The sequence below is a fragment of the Peptoclostridium litorale DSM 5388 genome (assembly GCF_900141635.1).
Classification (GTDB): Bacteria; Bacillota; Clostridia; order Peptostreptococcales; family Peptostreptococcaceae; genus Peptoclostridium; species Peptoclostridium litorale.
Window position 1 is genome coordinate 272112 of sequence record NZ_FSRH01000001.1, and the last position, 16952, is coordinate 289063.

The window sequence follows — 16952 nt, forward strand, 5'->3', positions numbered from 1 at the left end:
AATGATAAAAATCATAATGATAAAACTACATACAGTCTTGGGTGCCCAAACAGGGAGAATAGGGAATCGGGTTAAAATCCCGAGCGGGCCCGCCACTGTGATAATGAGTCCACGCCATAATGCCACCTTCAGCAAAAGCTGATAGGGAAGGCGGACGTCGGACGATGAATTTCAGCCAGGAGACCTGCCCAAAGACTTTGAGCCAGCCCTTTGGCAAGCCACTGTGAGGATGATGGAAAGTCCACGCCATATTTTGGTGTGGGCTTTTTTGTATAGAAACATTGCTAAACAAGAACATCATAAAATGACTGGAGGAGATTATTATGGAGCTTTTGAAAAAAACTGTAGGAGAAATAAGGCCGCTTGACAAGTCTGCTATGGAAGCAGCAAGAAACAGGATAGACAGTCTCATAAAGCCCCAGGGCAGCCTTGGAAAGCTCGAGGAGCTTTCAGTACAGCTTTGCGGGATAACATCCAAAATGCACCCTGGAATGGGCAAGAAGGCCGTTTTGGTTATGGCTGCAGACAACGGGGTGTGCGAAGAGGGAGTAGCAAGCGCGCCGCAGATAGTCACGACGGTCCAGGCATCCAACATAGCAGATGGAATCACAGGAGTAGGCCCAATAGCAAAGCAGGCTGGAGCCGAAATGGTCGTGGTCGACGTTGGAATGGCCGTTCCAACAAAGAATCCAAAGGTCCTCTCCAAAAGCATAATGAATGGGACAAGCAACATGGCCAAAATGCCTGCCATGACAAGGGCTCAGGCGATAAAAGCAATAGAAGTAGGAATAGAAACCGCCAACGACCAGATAGGCAAAGGGGTAGGCGCAATAGCCACCGGGGAAATGGGAATAGGAAACACCACTACGTCAACGGCAGTGCTTTCAGTAATGGCCGGAATAGACCCCTATGAAATCACCGGCATAGGAGCAAATCTCCCTCTTGAAAAGGTAAAGGGAAAGGCCTATACCATAAAAAAGGCCATCGAGCTCAACAGGCCCGATAGAAACGACCCCCTAGATGTGCTTTCAAAGGTGGGGGGGCTTGATATAGCCGCAATGGCAGGCATAATGCTTGCATGCGCTGCCAAGAGAATTCCAGTCATAATAGACGGATACATATCCACGGTGGCGGCCATAATCGCGTCTGAGATAGAGCCTCTCGTAAAGGGCTACATGGTTCCTTCGCATTCATCTTTTGAAAAGGGGGCCGCTGCGGCAAGCAGGTATCTCGGATTAAGCCCTATGCTCAACATGGAGCTTAGGCTTGGCGAAGGCTCGGGAGCCGCAATGATGTTCAACATAATGGAATGCGCAATTGCAATAAACCGGGACATGATAACATTCGAAGAGGGCGGGATAGACGTGGTGTGATATACTCACAGGCGAACCTCTTTATAGTGCCAAGCATATTTGAATTTGAAAGCATACCGATCAATGAAACCTGAATGAGAGGCTGGCAACAGCAAAGCGCCGGGAATACTCCCGGCGCTTCTATATGGACAAATATCCTACACTATATTCAGTTTATGGTATGTCTCTAGTTTTGCGAATTGTATATGTAGCTGTTTATGTACGCCTTTACCGTGGCCTGCCTCGCAAGCACGCTTTCCTCGTATTTTTTCGAGTAGCTTCCGCTGTTGACCCTTGTGGAGCCCTGGTTGTACGCGCTCAATGCCTTTCCCACGTCCCCGTAGCTTCTTATGTGGTTGGCCAGATAGCGAGTTCCAAAGTGTATGTTCTTGTCAGAATTGTAAAGGTCTTCTTTTGAAAGTCCCCCTCTTTTTCCTGTGTTTTCGTGGATCTGCATTGGCCCTATGCACCTGTTGTATGCAAGAAGTAAATTGAAATTACTTTCTTTCCATATCATGGCTGTTATTAGATCTTTTTCAACCCCATACGCGTTGCTTGCGTTTTCTATGGATCTCATTACATTGTCGGCTTCCTGCGCAGTGAGCTTCGAATTCTTACTCAACATGAAAGACTTAAGTGCCTCGTTTACCTTCGTGTTTTCATACTGACCTTCGGCAAATGATACCATACTAAGTGCCGTAATCATCATCGTGAAAACAAAAACCGCGATAAGCTTTTTCATTCTTTCACTCCTTTTAATTTATTCGTTTTTTTGCCATCTATTGACTATTATATAGTAATTCCGCCCTTTTCACAATGTTTTCAGAAAAAAGCGTCTATTCACCCAGTTAATAGTCCAAATCAACCTTCCATATCCCTTACAAGTTCAACCGCAACCTCACTTATGTGCTGTCCCTTTAATGTAACTTTATCTATTGCACTTGATATGTCTGATATTTTTTCATTTATTACAGACACCCTTTTTTCAAGTTCATTTGAAACATTCATAACCTGCTGCATATAGACCATTATAGCTTCTTCATCATTTTTAGTGGATACAGCAAGATTCTTTGTATTTTCTGAAAGATTTTTAATTTCCCCGGCTACCACGTTAAATCCCCTGCCGCTTTCACCGGCACGTGCAGCTTCTATAGATGCATTTAGCGAGAGAAGGTTCGTATTCTCTGCTATTTCAACAATCTCATTTGTAGCAGTTGCAAATTTATCAAGCTTTTCCTTGGCTCCATCAATACTGGCTCTTAGTCTTCTTGCTCTTTCGTTTATGTCTGAAATTTCATGGACAATATTTTCAACATTTTGGGATGATTTTTCACTTTCCTCAAATAGCGCTTTTATTGTATTTGTTATGTCCTCAACTGACATTTTTAATATATCTATTCTTTCAAGTCTTTCCTGGCTGAGAATTTCCATTTCATTTAACAATCCATTTAGCTCTTCATTTTTGTCATTTATCATTTTCTTTTCAACATTCAACTCTTCTTTGTTATATCTTATGCAATTTGATGGATCATTCAATCCGTTAAATACAGCCCTTGCCATTAGCTTGCAGCTGTTGTATCCGCATGCATTACAGTTCACGTTCTTGTCCAAATCAGTATTTTTATGCATCATAGAATATACATTGTCGTAGTCATTTATTGAAGGCTCACTGATATCTTTTATGCCCTTGTGCGATTTGTCCGTGTAAGCCCTCCTAAAGTCACTTATTCTCAATTTTTTGTCGAAAAATTTGTACAGCTCGTCTATTTTTCTTCTTAGTTTCCACTTGCTTTTCTCATTTGACTTTTTGTCTTTTATGTTGTTGAATTTAAAATCCACATCATCAATCGAAAGCTCTTTAGAAGTCCCCGTTCCCAGATTGCAGCCAAAACTACAGTTCAATACGTCAACCAAGAGAGGTGTCTGTCTCTTAGATTCTCTCCTCTTTGCGTATTCATCAATATATTCATATGCGTGGATACCCTCTATCTGTCGTATCCAAGCCTTATCAATTTTGAGGCTTATGTTTTCCTTTAGTCCACCGGGCCTTGAATACAAAAATCCCATGCTGCAGGGTGGATTGTCAAATTCGACCTCTCTGCAGCTTGAAACGTCAATCTTGTTTTCTGCAATGTAGTCGATTAATTTGCTGAAAGTAACATTGTACTGAATAAGTCCCGAAGTGTTTTCATCTCTTATCTCATCAACCTTTGCAATGCATGGGGATATGAATGCAATACCATCAGTTGTCTTTTGGTACTTTTTTAAATAAATCGCGGTGCATATCATTGGGCTATGTATAGGAGAGAGGTAATCAATAAGCGCAGGTCTATATTTTTCAATATAATTGACTATCACAGGACATGGCTGTGCTATTACAGACTGTATATTTTCCTCATTTATAACTTTCAAATGAGCCCAGGTCGTTATGTCCGCGCCAAACGATACATCATACACCAGGTTTACCCCCAGAGCCTTTAAAAAGCCCAATACCTTCTTATAATTTTCAAAATTTGCACGTATTGCAGGAGCTGCAATCACTGTTATTTTCTTGCCTTTTTTCAGATCTTCAAACAATCTGGCCGTATCGTCATAATAATCCCTTGCGCTGTGGTCACATATGTCTATGCATCTGCCACACTTTATGCATTTTTCATTTTCAATTTTTATCTTGCTGTTTCCAAGCTCGTCCACTTCCGCCTTATTTGCTTCGTGTGTGGGACACACGGCCAGGCATTTGTTACAGCCTACACAGAGGTCAGTGCATGTGAAAATTATATCCTTATTTTCCAATTTTTGCCTCCCTTTCAGTCACCCGTCCTTATTATTCGTCAAAAAAATACAAAATTCATCAGAAAGTTTAATAAATTGACACCATTTCATTTTACCACTTCAATATATAAAAGAAAATACATTGTTATTTTATTTTCAAGGTCGATTTCACAAATGGCTCTGTTTAAAAATAATGTTGAAATTTAATATTTTTGAAGTTTTTGCTAAATGAGGGTATAATAAGAACATATATTCGTTTTCAGAAGGAGGTTCTTGCTATGCTATCATATGATTCAGTAATGGATGACATCAAAAAACTAAGTCCATCGGATAAAGAGAAATTAATAAATTTTTTTGAACAGGTGCTCACTTTTAGAACTCATATCGACGGCGTAGCCGATGAAATCAAGGAGAACCGCTTCTCAAAGGGAAAGGTCTGTCCACACTGCGGACATCACGAAGTATCCAGAAACGGCAAATACAAACCAAAAAGCTCTTCCGAATATAGGCAAAGGTACATATGCAAAAATCCTGACTGCAAAAGAACTTTTACTGACTTTACAAGGTCTCCAATGTATTCAAGCAAGAACTCCCTGAATAAGTGGCTAATCTACGCCAAGTGCATGATTAGTGGGCTGTCTCTGCGAAAATGCGTTGAGCATGTTGACATAAGCCTGCCTACGGCTTTTTACTGGAGACATAAGCTTCTCGATGCCATAAGGCTTTTCATGGGAAAAGGCATAGTTGGCGGCATCATCGAAGTTGATGAAACCTACTTTGCAGAAAGCTTCAAGGGTAATCATAAGAAAAGCAACCACTTTAAAATGCCAAGAAAGTCACGCAAGCGTGGAAAACAGTCAACTGTTAGAGGTATCTCTAATGAGCTGGTTTGTGTTGTTTGTGCAATTGATAGAATGGGAAACATATTTGCAGAACTTGCTTGCAAGGGTAGGGTAAAGACTTCCAACCTTGAAAGTATGTTCAACGAGAGTATTGAAGAAAATTCAATACTTTGCACCGATTCGCACCCGAGCTACATAAAGTTCACACAAAACCTTTGCATAGAACATCAGCGAATCAAGTCTGGTAAGCATAAAGAAGGCATATACCATATACAGCACATTAACGCTTTCCACAGCACTTTGAAGAACTAGATTAGAGGGCTTAAAGGTGTTGCTACAAAGTATCTCGTGAACTACCTCTATTGGTTCAAATGGCTCCAGTTTTTCAAGAGCGAAAAGGACATTGTTAAAAGCAAGAACCTCATTGTGCATTCCAGTGCGGCCCATTCAGACACTAAAATAGCAGATTTCAAGTACAGAAGACCTATCTATGCTTAATACATATAAAGTGATGGCATTTAAATTGTCTCCTGTTATTATGATAATATTGAGGACAGTCACAATAGTAATATATGGCACATCAGTAAACCGACTATCTAGGGCGAAAATACATACATTGTTTTCTTATAGACTCGTAATATAGCGAATTTATTATATGACGATCTCCTTCTCTATAGTCATTTTTGAAATACATCAAGCTGACAAAATACTTGAATTAGACAATGTTGACTATATTCGTATAAGCGTATATCATGAAACTAGTAAGAATTTAAATTAATAGGGGAGCTCTGCAATGAATAGACCAATTTAAAACACCTACAATTTATAAAAAATATATAAGCAAACAGAATTTAGCATATTTACCTATGCTTATTTAGTTGTGTTTTTTATGAAATTTTGGAGGTGTTTTAAATTGAATAAGATGAGAAATATCTATTTGATGTATGTCATTGTGTTTTTGCAGGGTTTTGTCTTTTATGGTCCCGTAGCTACACTGTTCAGACAGGCTAGGGGTCTTTCTATGTCTGAAATATTTTTTATAGAATCTATATCTTGGGTGCTTATGATTATTTTGGAGGTCCCATGGGGATGGTTTTCGGATCGGTTTGGATACAAGAAAACACTTGTGCTTGCTAACATTTTATTCTTTGTATCGAAAATAGTTTTTTACATGTCGCATTCATTTGGGATGTTTTTATTTGAACGGGTGTTGCTTTCAGTTGTGATGTCAGGACTTTCAGGTTGTGATATAGCACTAATATATTCTTCCATAAAAGAGAATGAAGTACAGAATGTGTTTGGAAGGTACAGTGCTTTTGGAACACTTGGATTTTTTATGGCGTGTATTAGTAGTTCATTCATAATACCAATTTCACTTGAATTTACGGCGCTATTTACCATATTTCCGTATGCGCTTGCGGCAATTTTAAGTTTATTTTTGGAGGAAGTTAAGGACTTCAAAAAGGAGAGTCCTAAATTCCGTGAAAGCTTTACGCAAGCATTTAAGGATACATCCATAATTATTTTCATTATATCTATAGGACTTGTAATGGAAGTATTCCAAGCTGTAACGGTATTTTTAAACCAATCCCAATATTTAAAAAGTGGCATAGATCCAAGATATTTTGGAGCCATATTGGCAAGTGTACAGATGATAAGGTTGTTTTCTGCAAAATCGGATAACATGAGTAAAAAATTTGGAAATACAGGGGCCATAATAATATTGAATGCCACTATGGTGATTAGCTGTGTTATATTGATTTTTACATCTAATGCGATTCTAAGTATCATATCAGTTACTTTCATATCGCTTTGTGCAGCGCTTATTGGGCCCATAGAGACAGATATAAAAAACAAGCATATACGAGTATCAAGTAGGGCTACAATACTCTCTATATATTCAATGAGCAGTGGAATGATATCTTCACTGGGAAATGTCATAATCGGAAAGGCTGCAGATTATTCTATTGAGATGGGATTTGCTACCTGTTGTGCAATGAGTATTTTGGGACTTGCTTTAATGCTTATTTATCATAGAAACACCAGTCAAAATTCAGTTGAGATTCTTATGGAATTAAAAAATAATAAATCAGTTTAATCTTGGAGACATGGGATAATTAGAAGGTCGCAATGTTAATAGATATAACAACTGTTGTTCCAAATAACAGTCCTTTAATTGCCTGGGCAAAGTCACAGGACAATCAGCATGTAGCGATGGGACATGTTGGAACACATCTCGATACTTACGAAAAAAGCAATATACCGTTAGAATATTTTAAAAGCAAAGGCATACTGTTTGATGTGCGTGATAAAGCAGAAGTTTTTACTGATGATATTGAAATAAGCAAAATCAACAAAGGTGATTTTGTAATATTCAGAACAGGTCAAATTGAAAAATATGCTTATAGAGCCAAGGAATATTTTAATGATCACCCTCAACTATCAAAAGAGCTGATACAGGCATTGATAGAGAAACAAATCCACTTTATCGGAATGGATTGTGCTGGTATTCGACAGCACTTAGAACATGAAGAAGCTGACAGGTTGTGTGAACAAGGTAAGATTTATGTTATTGAAAATTTGTGCAACTTAGCCAAAATCGTTGATGCTGATTTTACTGTTTATACAATGTGGCTAGAAGATGAAGAAATGACAGGATTAAAATGCAGAGTTTTGATTGAACAGTAGTAGATTCAAAAGATGAGCATAATCTTCAGTCTGAATTACAATATATTCTTCTTAAACTACGCAATAGGAACAAAAGACGAATTAAGGGAATCTCAAAGAGATTCCCTTAAAATTTCCATTATATCAACATTATTCTTAAACACAGCCTCACAAATAAATACCCCGGGCACAATACAGTATTGCGCCCGGGGTATTTTCTATAGACTCTTTTTATTCAAAAGCTTTTCAAGAACCTCTCTTATCCTGTTTACAGATTCAACTTCGGACTCTTTTCCATTGCCCTTTTCGTGCGGGCTGTTCTCCAGAAAATCAACTGTCAAATCAAGCGCCTTTTCCACCTCTTCTCTGTCGAAATCCTTTTCAAGACTCTTTTCAAACACGTCCAGATCGGCCACAAGATTTTCGGCATTTTCGTCGTCTATGCTCTTTATAAGCAGCTTGGTGTACCCTATTATGCATTTGTCTCCTTCGCATTTTCCGCATCTCCCACTGCCAAGGCATATGGTTTCAACCTTTTCATGTATGTTGTGGTAGTAATTATAAAGCTCCTGGGACTTTTCCCTGAAAAGCGACACCTTTCCTGCCTTCTTCATGGCAATAAGCGGCTTCGAAGCCCAAAATATCAGAATAGCCAAGGCTCCCATAAATGCAGCCAGATTTGTTCCCGTAAGATATTGCCTTGGAACCGCAGTATACAGCTTTGCAATACCAAATATCATGAATATGCATGCAGAAGCCACCTTTATTGTAGTTTCTGGAACCTTTTTCCCAAGCCTACTTCCTATTATTATTCCAAAACCTCCCGTTATTACCATTCCCGTAACAGTTCCCATTAGAATGAAAATCGGAAAAACCGCATCAGAGGCCAGGGTTATAGCGGCAAGCTGGGTCTTGTCTCCAAGCTCCCCTATGAAAAAAGCCGTTGCAACAGTGGCCACGGGGCCGTACTTTTCACTTGCACCCTCCTCTTCTTCGTCCTCCGTCGCCCTTAGCGTCCAAAGCGCAAACCCTATGAATAAAATGCCAGCAATAGTCTGTACAATGCCTATGGGCATGAATTTTGAAACATACGATCCGAAAATAACGGCAAGCCCGTGGTTTAAGAATGATCCTATGAAAATCCCCATAAGCACCTTTTTCACATTGTATTTTGTGGCGAAGGCCATTGCTAGAATCTGAGTCTTATCTCCCATCTCCGCCATAATTATAAGTATCAGCGATTTTATAAATTCTCCAAACATTGCATCCTCCCTATTGTATTTTATTTTTGCATAATTGAATCTGGCTTTCTTGCTGCATAAAAAAAGCGAGATTCTTAGATCAAAAAACATTCATGCAGGCGCAAAAATGCTCACTGATCTAAAAGTCTCGCTTCATCTGAAAAATTCAGGCGCAAATAGGACCAGGATTTCTCCAGTATGTTGACCCTATTTATGGCTCAAAGCCACAGCTACTCCCTCTTAGCCATATAAATATATCATATATTCATATATTTATCAATACTTTGCAGGTATTCTAATCTAATTCCTGCAAGTTTGACCATTTCCAATACTTAAAATTAAAAAGCCTGGAATTGTATCTTTTTAAATAGAACAATTCCAGGCTTTTTACATTGCAAATCAGGCATTTCACTTCAATATTTCATCCGCTTTTGCATGATTTTGCTGTGCATATTCTTTAATCGATATCTTTCCCTTACTACTGTTCATTGTCAAAAGGCTGTAGCCCAGTACGGGAAATAGTATCCCGAATATGGGATTGAGCCAGTTGACTATTGCATAGGGGGCGTACTGAAACGCTGAAATTCCCAGTGCAGTGCTCATGAAAGCCCCTCCCGTTGTCCACGGAAAAAGACTTGATGTAAGCGTAGCTCCCTCTTCAAGCGCCCTTGAGAGCATTCTCGGCTGAAGATTCGCCTTTGGATATGCCTCCTTGTAAAGCTCTCCGGTAAGGACTATTCCCATATACTGCTCTCCCATTGTAGCATTTATAAATACTGCTGTCATTATGGTCATTCCAGGCAGATATTTAGGATTTTTAACTTTTTGAAGCACCTTTTCTATTATCACATCCATTATATTGCTCTGTGCAAGAATCCCTCCAAGGCTAAGCGCCATTATTGCAAGTGAAAACGTCCACATCATGCTCTGTATGCCGCCTCTGTTTAAAAGTATATCTACAACCTCTACTCCACTTTGGGCAGAAAAACCATAGTTAAGCACCCCGAGTGATTCAACCACACCTCTTTTTTGAACTACTATTGATATCGGAAGCGACACCACTATGCCTGTCACAAGGCTTGGTATCGCGGGAAATCTTGCTATGCTGAGTCCCATAACTACAATAAGTGGTAAAAATACAATCACGTGCAGATTGAACGAACTCCCTATTGCATATTGAATCTGGCCTATGTGCTTCATATCGGGGCTTGTATGTGCATATTTCAGCCCCATTGTGCCGTATGCTGCAAGCGCGCACATGTATGCCGGAATTGAAGTGTAAAGCATTGCTCTTATGTGTTCATATAGACTTGATCCAGCTATTGCAGGGCTGAGGTTTGTAGTTTCTGAAAGCGGAGACATCTTGTCTCCAAAATAAGAACCCGATATTACCATTCCTGCAACTAACGGAGCCGGTATTCCCATTCCCACCCCAACACCCATAAGCGCCACTCCCACTGTTCCGGCAGTATTCCACGAGCTTCCTATAGCCATTGATGACAACGTACATATTATTAGTCCTGCGGGAAGAAAAAACCTGTAGCTCATTATGTCAAGCCCATAGTATATAAGCGCAGGTACCGTACCGCTTTGTACCCAAGCGCCAATTGCCATTCCTATAAGGAAAAAGAAAAATAATGCTCCCATTGCCCTTGACACTCCGTTTATCATGCTCTTTTCTATACACTCCCATGAATGTCCCAAAAGCTTTGATGCACTTGCCGCTATTACAATGCATATGAAAAGCAGTATGTGCATGTCCGCATGAAACGCCAGGAGACCTCCCATAAGAGTCGTCACTATAAGAAGCACAGTAAAAAGAGCGAATATAATAGTGGGCATTTTTATTTTGGTGTCATTTTCCATAATCCTTCTCCTTTTCGTTTGAATATTTTGAAGATTCGGGAAATTTTGCGCTTGGATGCAGAAAACCCGTCGGATTTTCCGGCATCTACACTAATATACGCTTCACTTATGACTTAACGCAATTTTAGGGATATCTCCTTTGCCGCCTTTTTAACCGCTCCAAGTATTGTTTCGAATTTTCCAGGCATGTTTATTCTTGAAGTTGGTCCTGAAAGACTTATTGCTGCAGCCGCCCTGTTGTTCTTATCAAGTATCGGAGCGGCTACGCATGTAAGTCCGACTTCCGCTTCTTCATTGTCCAGCGCGTATCCCTGCTTCCTGACCATTTCAAGTTCCTCGCAAAGTTGGTCCCAGTTTTTTATGGCATTTTCCGTTTTCGATGAAAAATCCACATCCTTCATCTTCTCAACCACTTCGTCCTCAGAAAATGCAAGAAGGCATTTTCCTACGGCAGAATAGTGACTCTCACTAATTGATCCAAGCTTCGGATTTACAGTCAGCATCTGGCCCTGCTTTTCTTCCTTTATTATAAGAATAGTCTTTGGATGTTTGTAGGTTGTAGTGTCAAGAATAGAAACGTTCACTACCTCCCCAAACTCTTCTGAAAGTGCTTTTGCATAAGGCTGTATTACCTCATTGAGAGGCATTTTTTCACCTACGCTCATGCCTATCGCATAGAGCTTTATCCCGAGCCAGTACTTTCCATTTTCAGAATTTTGCTGTATGAATCCCTTGTTTTCAAGTGTGTGAAGTGTTCTGTAAATGGTACTTTTGTATATTCCAAGCTCTTTTGATATTTCAGTAACGCCCATTTCCCTTTGCTCGCGGTATAAGAGAATAAGTATGTCCAGCGCTCTGTCGACTGAGTTTATAATGTCTGAATTCATGATTAAAAACGTTCCCCTTTCATTTGTTTTTTGCTAAAAACAATTATACCATAGCCGGAGGTGGGCGTGAAATAGACTTTGCTTTATATTTGCATTTTACAAAAGACCGTAATTCTAGCAATCATTAAGACAGTCTTTTATTACACCTGCAAGGATTTTGACACCTTCTTCAATCCTGTCCTCAGGAGTAGTTGTAAAATTCAGCCTGAAAGAACTTTTGCAGTCTGAGTTGGGATAAAATGACTCTCCTGGAACAAATGCCACGTTCTTTTCTATTGCCTTATTGAAAAGCTCATTTGCATCTATATGCTCTGGAAGCTCAACCCATACAAACATTCCGCCTTCAGGCTCAACATATTTAGCTTCCTCAGGGAATTCCCTCTTCATTGTTTCTATCATAAGATTGCATTTTCTTCCGTATGCAGCTCTTATCTTCTCTATATGCCCTTCAAAGTCATAGCTTTCAAGGAATTCGCAGACCTGCATCTGCGCAAGCTGATTAGACTGAAGATCAACTCCCTGTTTTAGAAGTTCAACCTTTTCGATTATCTCCTTGTCTGCACATATCCACGCAACCCTGAGCCCCGGACACAGCACCTTTGAGAAGGATCCTAGCGATATAACCTTTCCTTTTGTATCCATTGACTTTAGAGTAGGAACCTTTTCTCCCTTGAATCTAAGCTGTCCGTATGGATCGTCTTCTATTACCATTACATTGTATTTGTTTGCAAGCTCTACAAGCTTTCTGCATCTTTCCTCAGACCATGTTTTTCCCGTAGGATTCTGGAAATTTGGTATGACGTATATCATCTTTGCCTTAGGATTTTCCTTAAGCGCCTTTTCAAGTTCTTCCATTATCATTCCGTTTTCGTCAACGTCAACGCCTACAAAACTACACTGGTAAGGCCTGAATGCATTTATAGCTCCAAGGTAGCTTGGGTTTTCAGTGATTATGACATCTCCCGGATCTATCATCATCATAGCGCAAAATGATATTCCCTGCTGAGAACCAGTAGTAACTATTATGTTCTCCGGCCTTGCTGATACGTTGTCTCTTTCTTGAAGCAGTTCAACTATTTTGTCTATAAGAGGTCCGTGCCCCTGAGTAGGTCCGTACTGAAGCGCCTGGGCTGGATTTTCCTTTAATATCTTGTCTGTAACTCCGTATATTTCGTCAAATGGGAACAGCGAAGGGTCTGGAAGCCCTGCCGCAAAAGATATTACGTCCTTCTTTTGAGCTATTATCTTTCCAACAGACCTAATTGCCGATGCCTTTACCTCATTCATTCTGTTAGCAAATTTCATTGCATTGCACCTCCAAAGATATTTTTTATATCCAAACAGTCATATAAATACTAATTGCTATTTTCAGAACACCGTTCCGTTCAATAAGTGCGCTGCTATATTCAGTGTATTTTTAAAAGTTGTGCTCTAGTTATTCTCCACAGCTAAGGCATGCCATCGCAATAGAGTTGAGCTTTATTTCAGCTGTATCGCTTCTTGAACCCATCATTATAGGATTTGTAGCCCCAAGTACTATTCCCGCCCATGTTGCATTGCAGTAATGCAGCCATGCCTTGCCAAGTACATTTCCAACCTCTATGAAAGGGCTGAAAAACAGGTCGACGTCTCCAGCAATCTGGCTGTCTATTCCCTTGTGCTTTGCTGCCTCACTGCTGCACGCAACGTCCATTGCTATAGGTCCTTCTATTATGCAGCTTGGAATTTCTCCTCTTTCGTGCATTTCCACAAGAGCTCTTGCATCCGCCGTTGCCAAGATTTTAGGGTTTACCATTTCATTTGCCGCCAAAGCTGCAACTTTAGGCTTTTCAATTCCCATTGACTTTATCGCAAGCAGTGCATTAGTAAGTATGTCCTTTTTCTGCTCAAGCGTCGGTGCAACGTTTATTCCACTGTCGCTGCAGAATGTTATCTTCTTTTGGCCTGGTATTTCATATGCCGCCATGTGACTCAAAAGACGACCACTTCTAAGACCTTCCTCTTTATTTAAGACAGCCTTCATAAACACGCTTGTATTTACAAAACCCTTCATGAGTATTTTCGCCTCTCCATTTTTAACAAGCAGAGTTGCCTTTCTCGCAGCTTCCACCTCGTCAGCTGCATCCACAACTTGAACATCATTCATTCCGAGTTCCTTCATATAATCCCTTATCTCATCTTCTTTTCCCACAAGTACAGGGGTTATCAGTCCTATGTCGCTTGCCATCTTTACAGCTTCTATGACTTCACGATCATGCGCCGCCGCCACACTCACCTTGAAAGGTCCTCTTTGCTTTGCAACACTCAGTATATCTTCAAAATTTTTAAACAATGGACACACCTTCCTTCGATTGTTGTTTTTGTATTGATAAGCTCATATTCAGATATCCTGCAAATTGACTGTCAGAATTCGAATATGAAGTCACAATCCGCCTTGTTCAAAATTCCATTTCGAAAATCGTTTTCCCACTGCCCATATAGGAGACTGTGCATGGATATTCTATCCAACACAGCATACATCGTTTCAAAATATCATATTGTTTCCAAGTAGATCGTTCTATTCGATAGAACATCGTTCCTTTATTTCTTGATTGTATTTTACATCTTAATATTTTTCATGTCAATACAATTTAAAGCCTTTTCTTAATTTTGAGAATTTTCAAATCTTCATAATTAAATCAAGAAATCACATGGTTAATATTTATACTAAACATTCAAATCCGTATATACTACACCTCAGCGGAATCAACATGCTCGAAACTTTTCATGCAGATTTAATGTGAATTTATGCAGCATACAATTCCATCTAATAATTTTATAGATACATTGCCACAAGATAAAAACTTGCCATGATTATGGATATTATCATCATAGGAAAACCTATTTTAAGGTAATCTATGAAAGAGAGCTTGTAACTGCTCTTTTCAAGTATGCCTGCCACTATGACATTCGCAGAAGCTCCTATAAGACTTCCATTTCCTCCAAGGCATGCCCCGAGTGAAAGCGCCCACCAAAGAGGCGTAACGTCAAGCGTTGACATTGCAGCCATTTTACTTATAAGCGGAATCATTGTTGCCACAAAAGGTATATTGTCGAGAAATGATGAAATTATGGCAGATCCCCAAAGCATAAGTATGGCGGTGAGGAAAAAATTAGTCTCCGCAGTCTCTGTTATCTTTTCAGCCAGCATGTCTATAATGCCCACTTTTTCCAATCCTCCTATAAGTATGAAAAGAAATGCAAAGAAAAATATCGTTGGCCACTCTATTTCATGCAGTACAATCTCTATGTTGGCCCCGCTCACAAGAAGCATTGTACTCGCACCTATAAGGGCTACAGATGCCGATTCAAGCCCGATTGTTTCGTGTATCGAAAAACCTACAAGTGTCAAAAACAGTATTGAAAGAGATTTTACAAGCAGGCTTTTCTCTTTTATGGCCTTTTTCTCGTCGAACATCAAAAGCTTTGATTTTAAATCCTCGTCCACCTCCACTTTTTTGCCGTATATGAATTTAAATATTATTATCGTAAAAAAAAGTATTATAAGGGCTATAGGCCCTGTATTCAGCATAAAATCCATAAATCCAAGCCCCGATATGCTTCCTATCATTATGTTCGGAGGGTCTCCCACAAGGGTTCCCGTTCCACCTATATTCGAAGATATTATCTGTGGAACAAGAAACGGAAGGGGATTCACCTCAAGAGTCTCCGTTATTACAAGTGTCACAGGCGCTATTAGAAGCACTGTCGTAACGTTGTCCAAAAACGCCGAAAGCACCGCTGTTACAATACAGAGAAACATTATTATCCTCCACGGATCTCCCTTTGCCAACTTGGCAGTCTTTATGGCTATATACTGGAATACCCCCGTTGTCTTGAGTATGTTTACTATTGTCATCATTCCTATTAGAAGACCTATTGTATTGAAGTCTATAAAGAGGAGAGCTTCCTCCTGCGACATTATTCCAAGCAGTATGAGCATTGTAGCCCCAAAAAAGGATATTATTGTCCTATCTATCTTTTCAGATATTATGAATACATACGTTGCTATGAATATTGCCAAAACTATTGCAGTTTGAGAAAACATGGTGATATATCAACTCCTATATTTATTTTGCTTGCTTTCTAAAGTTTTATGGGATACTTTCCAAGCGGCAGGCTGTATGGTATTTATAGTTTTAATGTAGCTTTTACTCCATTCGATGTTCTTATTATTGATTTTTTTATAACTGTTGCAATGTCTATTATATTTTAAATTTTGATATAGCCTGCTGAAGCTCCTGCGAAAGCTTCGACAGGCTTTCACTTGCATCCGCTATTTCCTGTATTGATGCCGACTGTTCTTCAGTGGATGCAGATGCCTCCTGGGCTCCTGCCGCATTCTCCTCCGCTATTTGCGACAATGACTTTACTATACCCAGTATGTGCATTTTTTTGTCATCCATAATCTCCACTGATGCATTCATTTTGGCAATACTCTCTGCCGCATAGCCTATGGCCTGTGATATTTCCCTGTATTTGCCGCCGGTTTCATCCACACTCTGTGACTGCTTTTGTATAAGACTTCCCACCGCTGTCATCTTTTCAACTGCACTGTTTGCATTTTTAGCTAGTTCGCTTACTATAGAGTCAATCTCCTTTGTAGAACACGTAGACTGCTCTGCAAGATTTCTTATTTCATCTGCCACTACCGCAAAACCTCTTCCGCTCTTTCCCGCTCTTGCCGCCTCAATTGCTGCATTCAATGCCAAAAGATTTGTCTGTTCTGCAATAGATGCAATCACATCGCTTGCACTTCCTATCTTTTTAGAGCTTTCATTTGTTCTTACTATCATGCCAAATATGTCCTTTACCGCCTCCTGGCTTTGAACCGTCTTTTCCATAAGACCGTCAATAATAAGCATACCTTCCTCAATAAGATTGGCCACACGCTTTGAGGCACCGCTTACACCTTCCACGAGTTCATGGTTTTCTTTCATGGCGCTTTCAAGTTCTCCAATTTTTTCTGAACCCGTCTCAGTATTTCGCGCCTGCATATTTGCCGATCTTGCCAGTTCTTCAATTGTCTTTGCCACTTCTTCAGAACCAAGTGCAGATTGATCTGATATCGCAGTCAGCTCTTCCGATGATGCCGCAACCTGGTCTGACGCATCCGATACATTCCCTATAAGCTCCCTGAAGTTCGTCTGCATTTTAATAAGAGAATCCGCCATATCCCCTGCCTCGTCTTTTTTGCCAATATACCTGTTTATATTGTGTTTCTCATCAATTGTAAGGTCATAATCCGAAAATCTGTGTACTATATCCGATATAGATGCCATTGAC

General features: G+C 39.9%; 12 protein-coding genes, 1 pseudogene and 1 riboswitch. Of the genes and pseudogenes, 4 read left to right on the forward strand and 9 right to left on the reverse strand.

The annotated features are described in order from the left end of the window. The first annotated feature begins 22 nt into the window (after positions 1 to 22). Positions 23 to 206: riboswitch (cobalamin riboswitch) on the forward strand. A 117-nt stretch (positions 207 to 323) separates the two neighbouring features. After that, complete coding sequence (cobT, locus tag BUQ87_RS01255; protein ID WP_038260940.1) at positions 324 to 1373, forward strand: nicotinate-nucleotide--dimethylbenzimidazole phosphoribosyltransferase; 1050 nt, start codon at positions 324 to 326, stop codon at positions 1371 to 1373. Between the two features lie 166 nt (positions 1374 to 1539). Here the strand turns inward: cobT and BUQ87_RS01260 are convergent, their stop codons facing one another. Then, positions 1540 to 2094 (reverse strand): transglycosylase SLT domain-containing protein, encoded by a 555-nt coding sequence (locus BUQ87_RS01260; RefSeq protein ID WP_052635835.1) that lies wholly within the window; start codon positions 2092 to 2094, stop codon positions 1540 to 1542. 119 nt (positions 2095 to 2213) lie between these two features. After that, a complete protein-coding gene (locus BUQ87_RS01265) occupies positions 2214 to 4145 on the reverse strand; it encodes a [Fe-Fe] hydrogenase large subunit C-terminal domain-containing protein (protein WP_038260938.1) in 1932 nt (643 codons plus the stop codon). Positions 4146 to 4402: 257 nt separating this feature from the next. Here BUQ87_RS01265 and BUQ87_RS14915 point away from each other — a divergent pair. The 3 genes and pseudogenes from BUQ87_RS14915 (at position 4403) to BUQ87_RS01280 (ending at position 7654) form a co-directional block, all read left to right on the forward strand. Continuing rightward, positions 4403 to 5464 (forward strand): annotated as a pseudogene (locus tag BUQ87_RS14915) (IS1595 family transposase). Positions 5465 to 5888: 424 nt separating this feature from the next. After that, positions 5889 to 7064: an MFS transporter gene (locus tag BUQ87_RS01275; protein WP_242943759.1), complete on the forward strand. Its 1176-nt coding sequence runs from the start codon at positions 5889 to 5891 to the stop codon at positions 7062 to 7064. Positions 7065 to 7096: 32 nt separating this feature from the next. Further along, positions 7097 to 7654, forward strand: coding sequence for a cyclase family protein (locus BUQ87_RS01280; protein ID WP_038260935.1), 558 nt, complete (start codon positions 7097 to 7099; stop codon positions 7652 to 7654). Between the two features lie 197 nt (positions 7655 to 7851). On the opposite strand, the gene BUQ87_RS01285 is transcribed toward BUQ87_RS01280, so the two are convergent. The 7 genes from BUQ87_RS01285 to BUQ87_RS01315 all read right to left on the reverse strand — a co-directional run bounded on the left by BUQ87_RS01285 (position 7852) and on the right by BUQ87_RS01315 (position 16948). Continuing rightward, entirely contained in the window at positions 7852 to 8895 is a 1044-nt protein-coding gene (locus BUQ87_RS01285; protein WP_052635833.1) for a TMEM165/GDT1 family protein, read from the reverse strand. 387 nt (positions 8896 to 9282) lie between these two features. Further along, on the reverse strand, positions 9283 to 10740 hold the full coding sequence (gene nhaC / locus BUQ87_RS01290; RefSeq protein WP_038260933.1) for a Na+/H+ antiporter NhaC: 1458 nt from the start codon (positions 10738 to 10740) through the stop codon (positions 9283 to 9285). Between the two features lie 113 nt (positions 10741 to 10853). Continuing rightward, positions 10854 to 11627, reverse strand: a complete 774-nt coding sequence (locus BUQ87_RS01295; RefSeq protein WP_038260931.1) for an IclR family transcriptional regulator — start codon at positions 11625 to 11627, stop codon at positions 10854 to 10856. 114 nt (positions 11628 to 11741) lie between these two features. After that, a complete protein-coding gene (locus BUQ87_RS01300) occupies positions 11742 to 12932 on the reverse strand; it encodes an aminotransferase-like domain-containing protein (protein WP_038260928.1) in 1191 nt (396 codons plus the stop codon). A 130-nt stretch (positions 12933 to 13062) separates the two neighbouring features. Continuing rightward, entirely contained in the window at positions 13063 to 13959 is an 897-nt protein-coding gene (locus tag BUQ87_RS01305) for a bifunctional enoyl-CoA hydratase/phosphate acetyltransferase (protein ID WP_038260927.1), read from the reverse strand. Positions 13960 to 14442: 483 nt separating this feature from the next. Continuing rightward, a complete protein-coding gene (locus BUQ87_RS01310) occupies positions 14443 to 15714 on the reverse strand; it encodes an ArsB/NhaD family transporter (RefSeq protein WP_038260924.1) in 1272 nt (423 codons plus the stop codon). Between the two features lie 157 nt (positions 15715 to 15871). After that, on the reverse strand, positions 15872 to 16948 hold the full coding sequence (locus BUQ87_RS01315) for a methyl-accepting chemotaxis protein (protein ID WP_159434248.1): 1077 nt from the start codon (positions 16946 to 16948) through the stop codon (positions 15872 to 15874). Positions 16949 to 16952 lie beyond the last annotated feature (4 nt).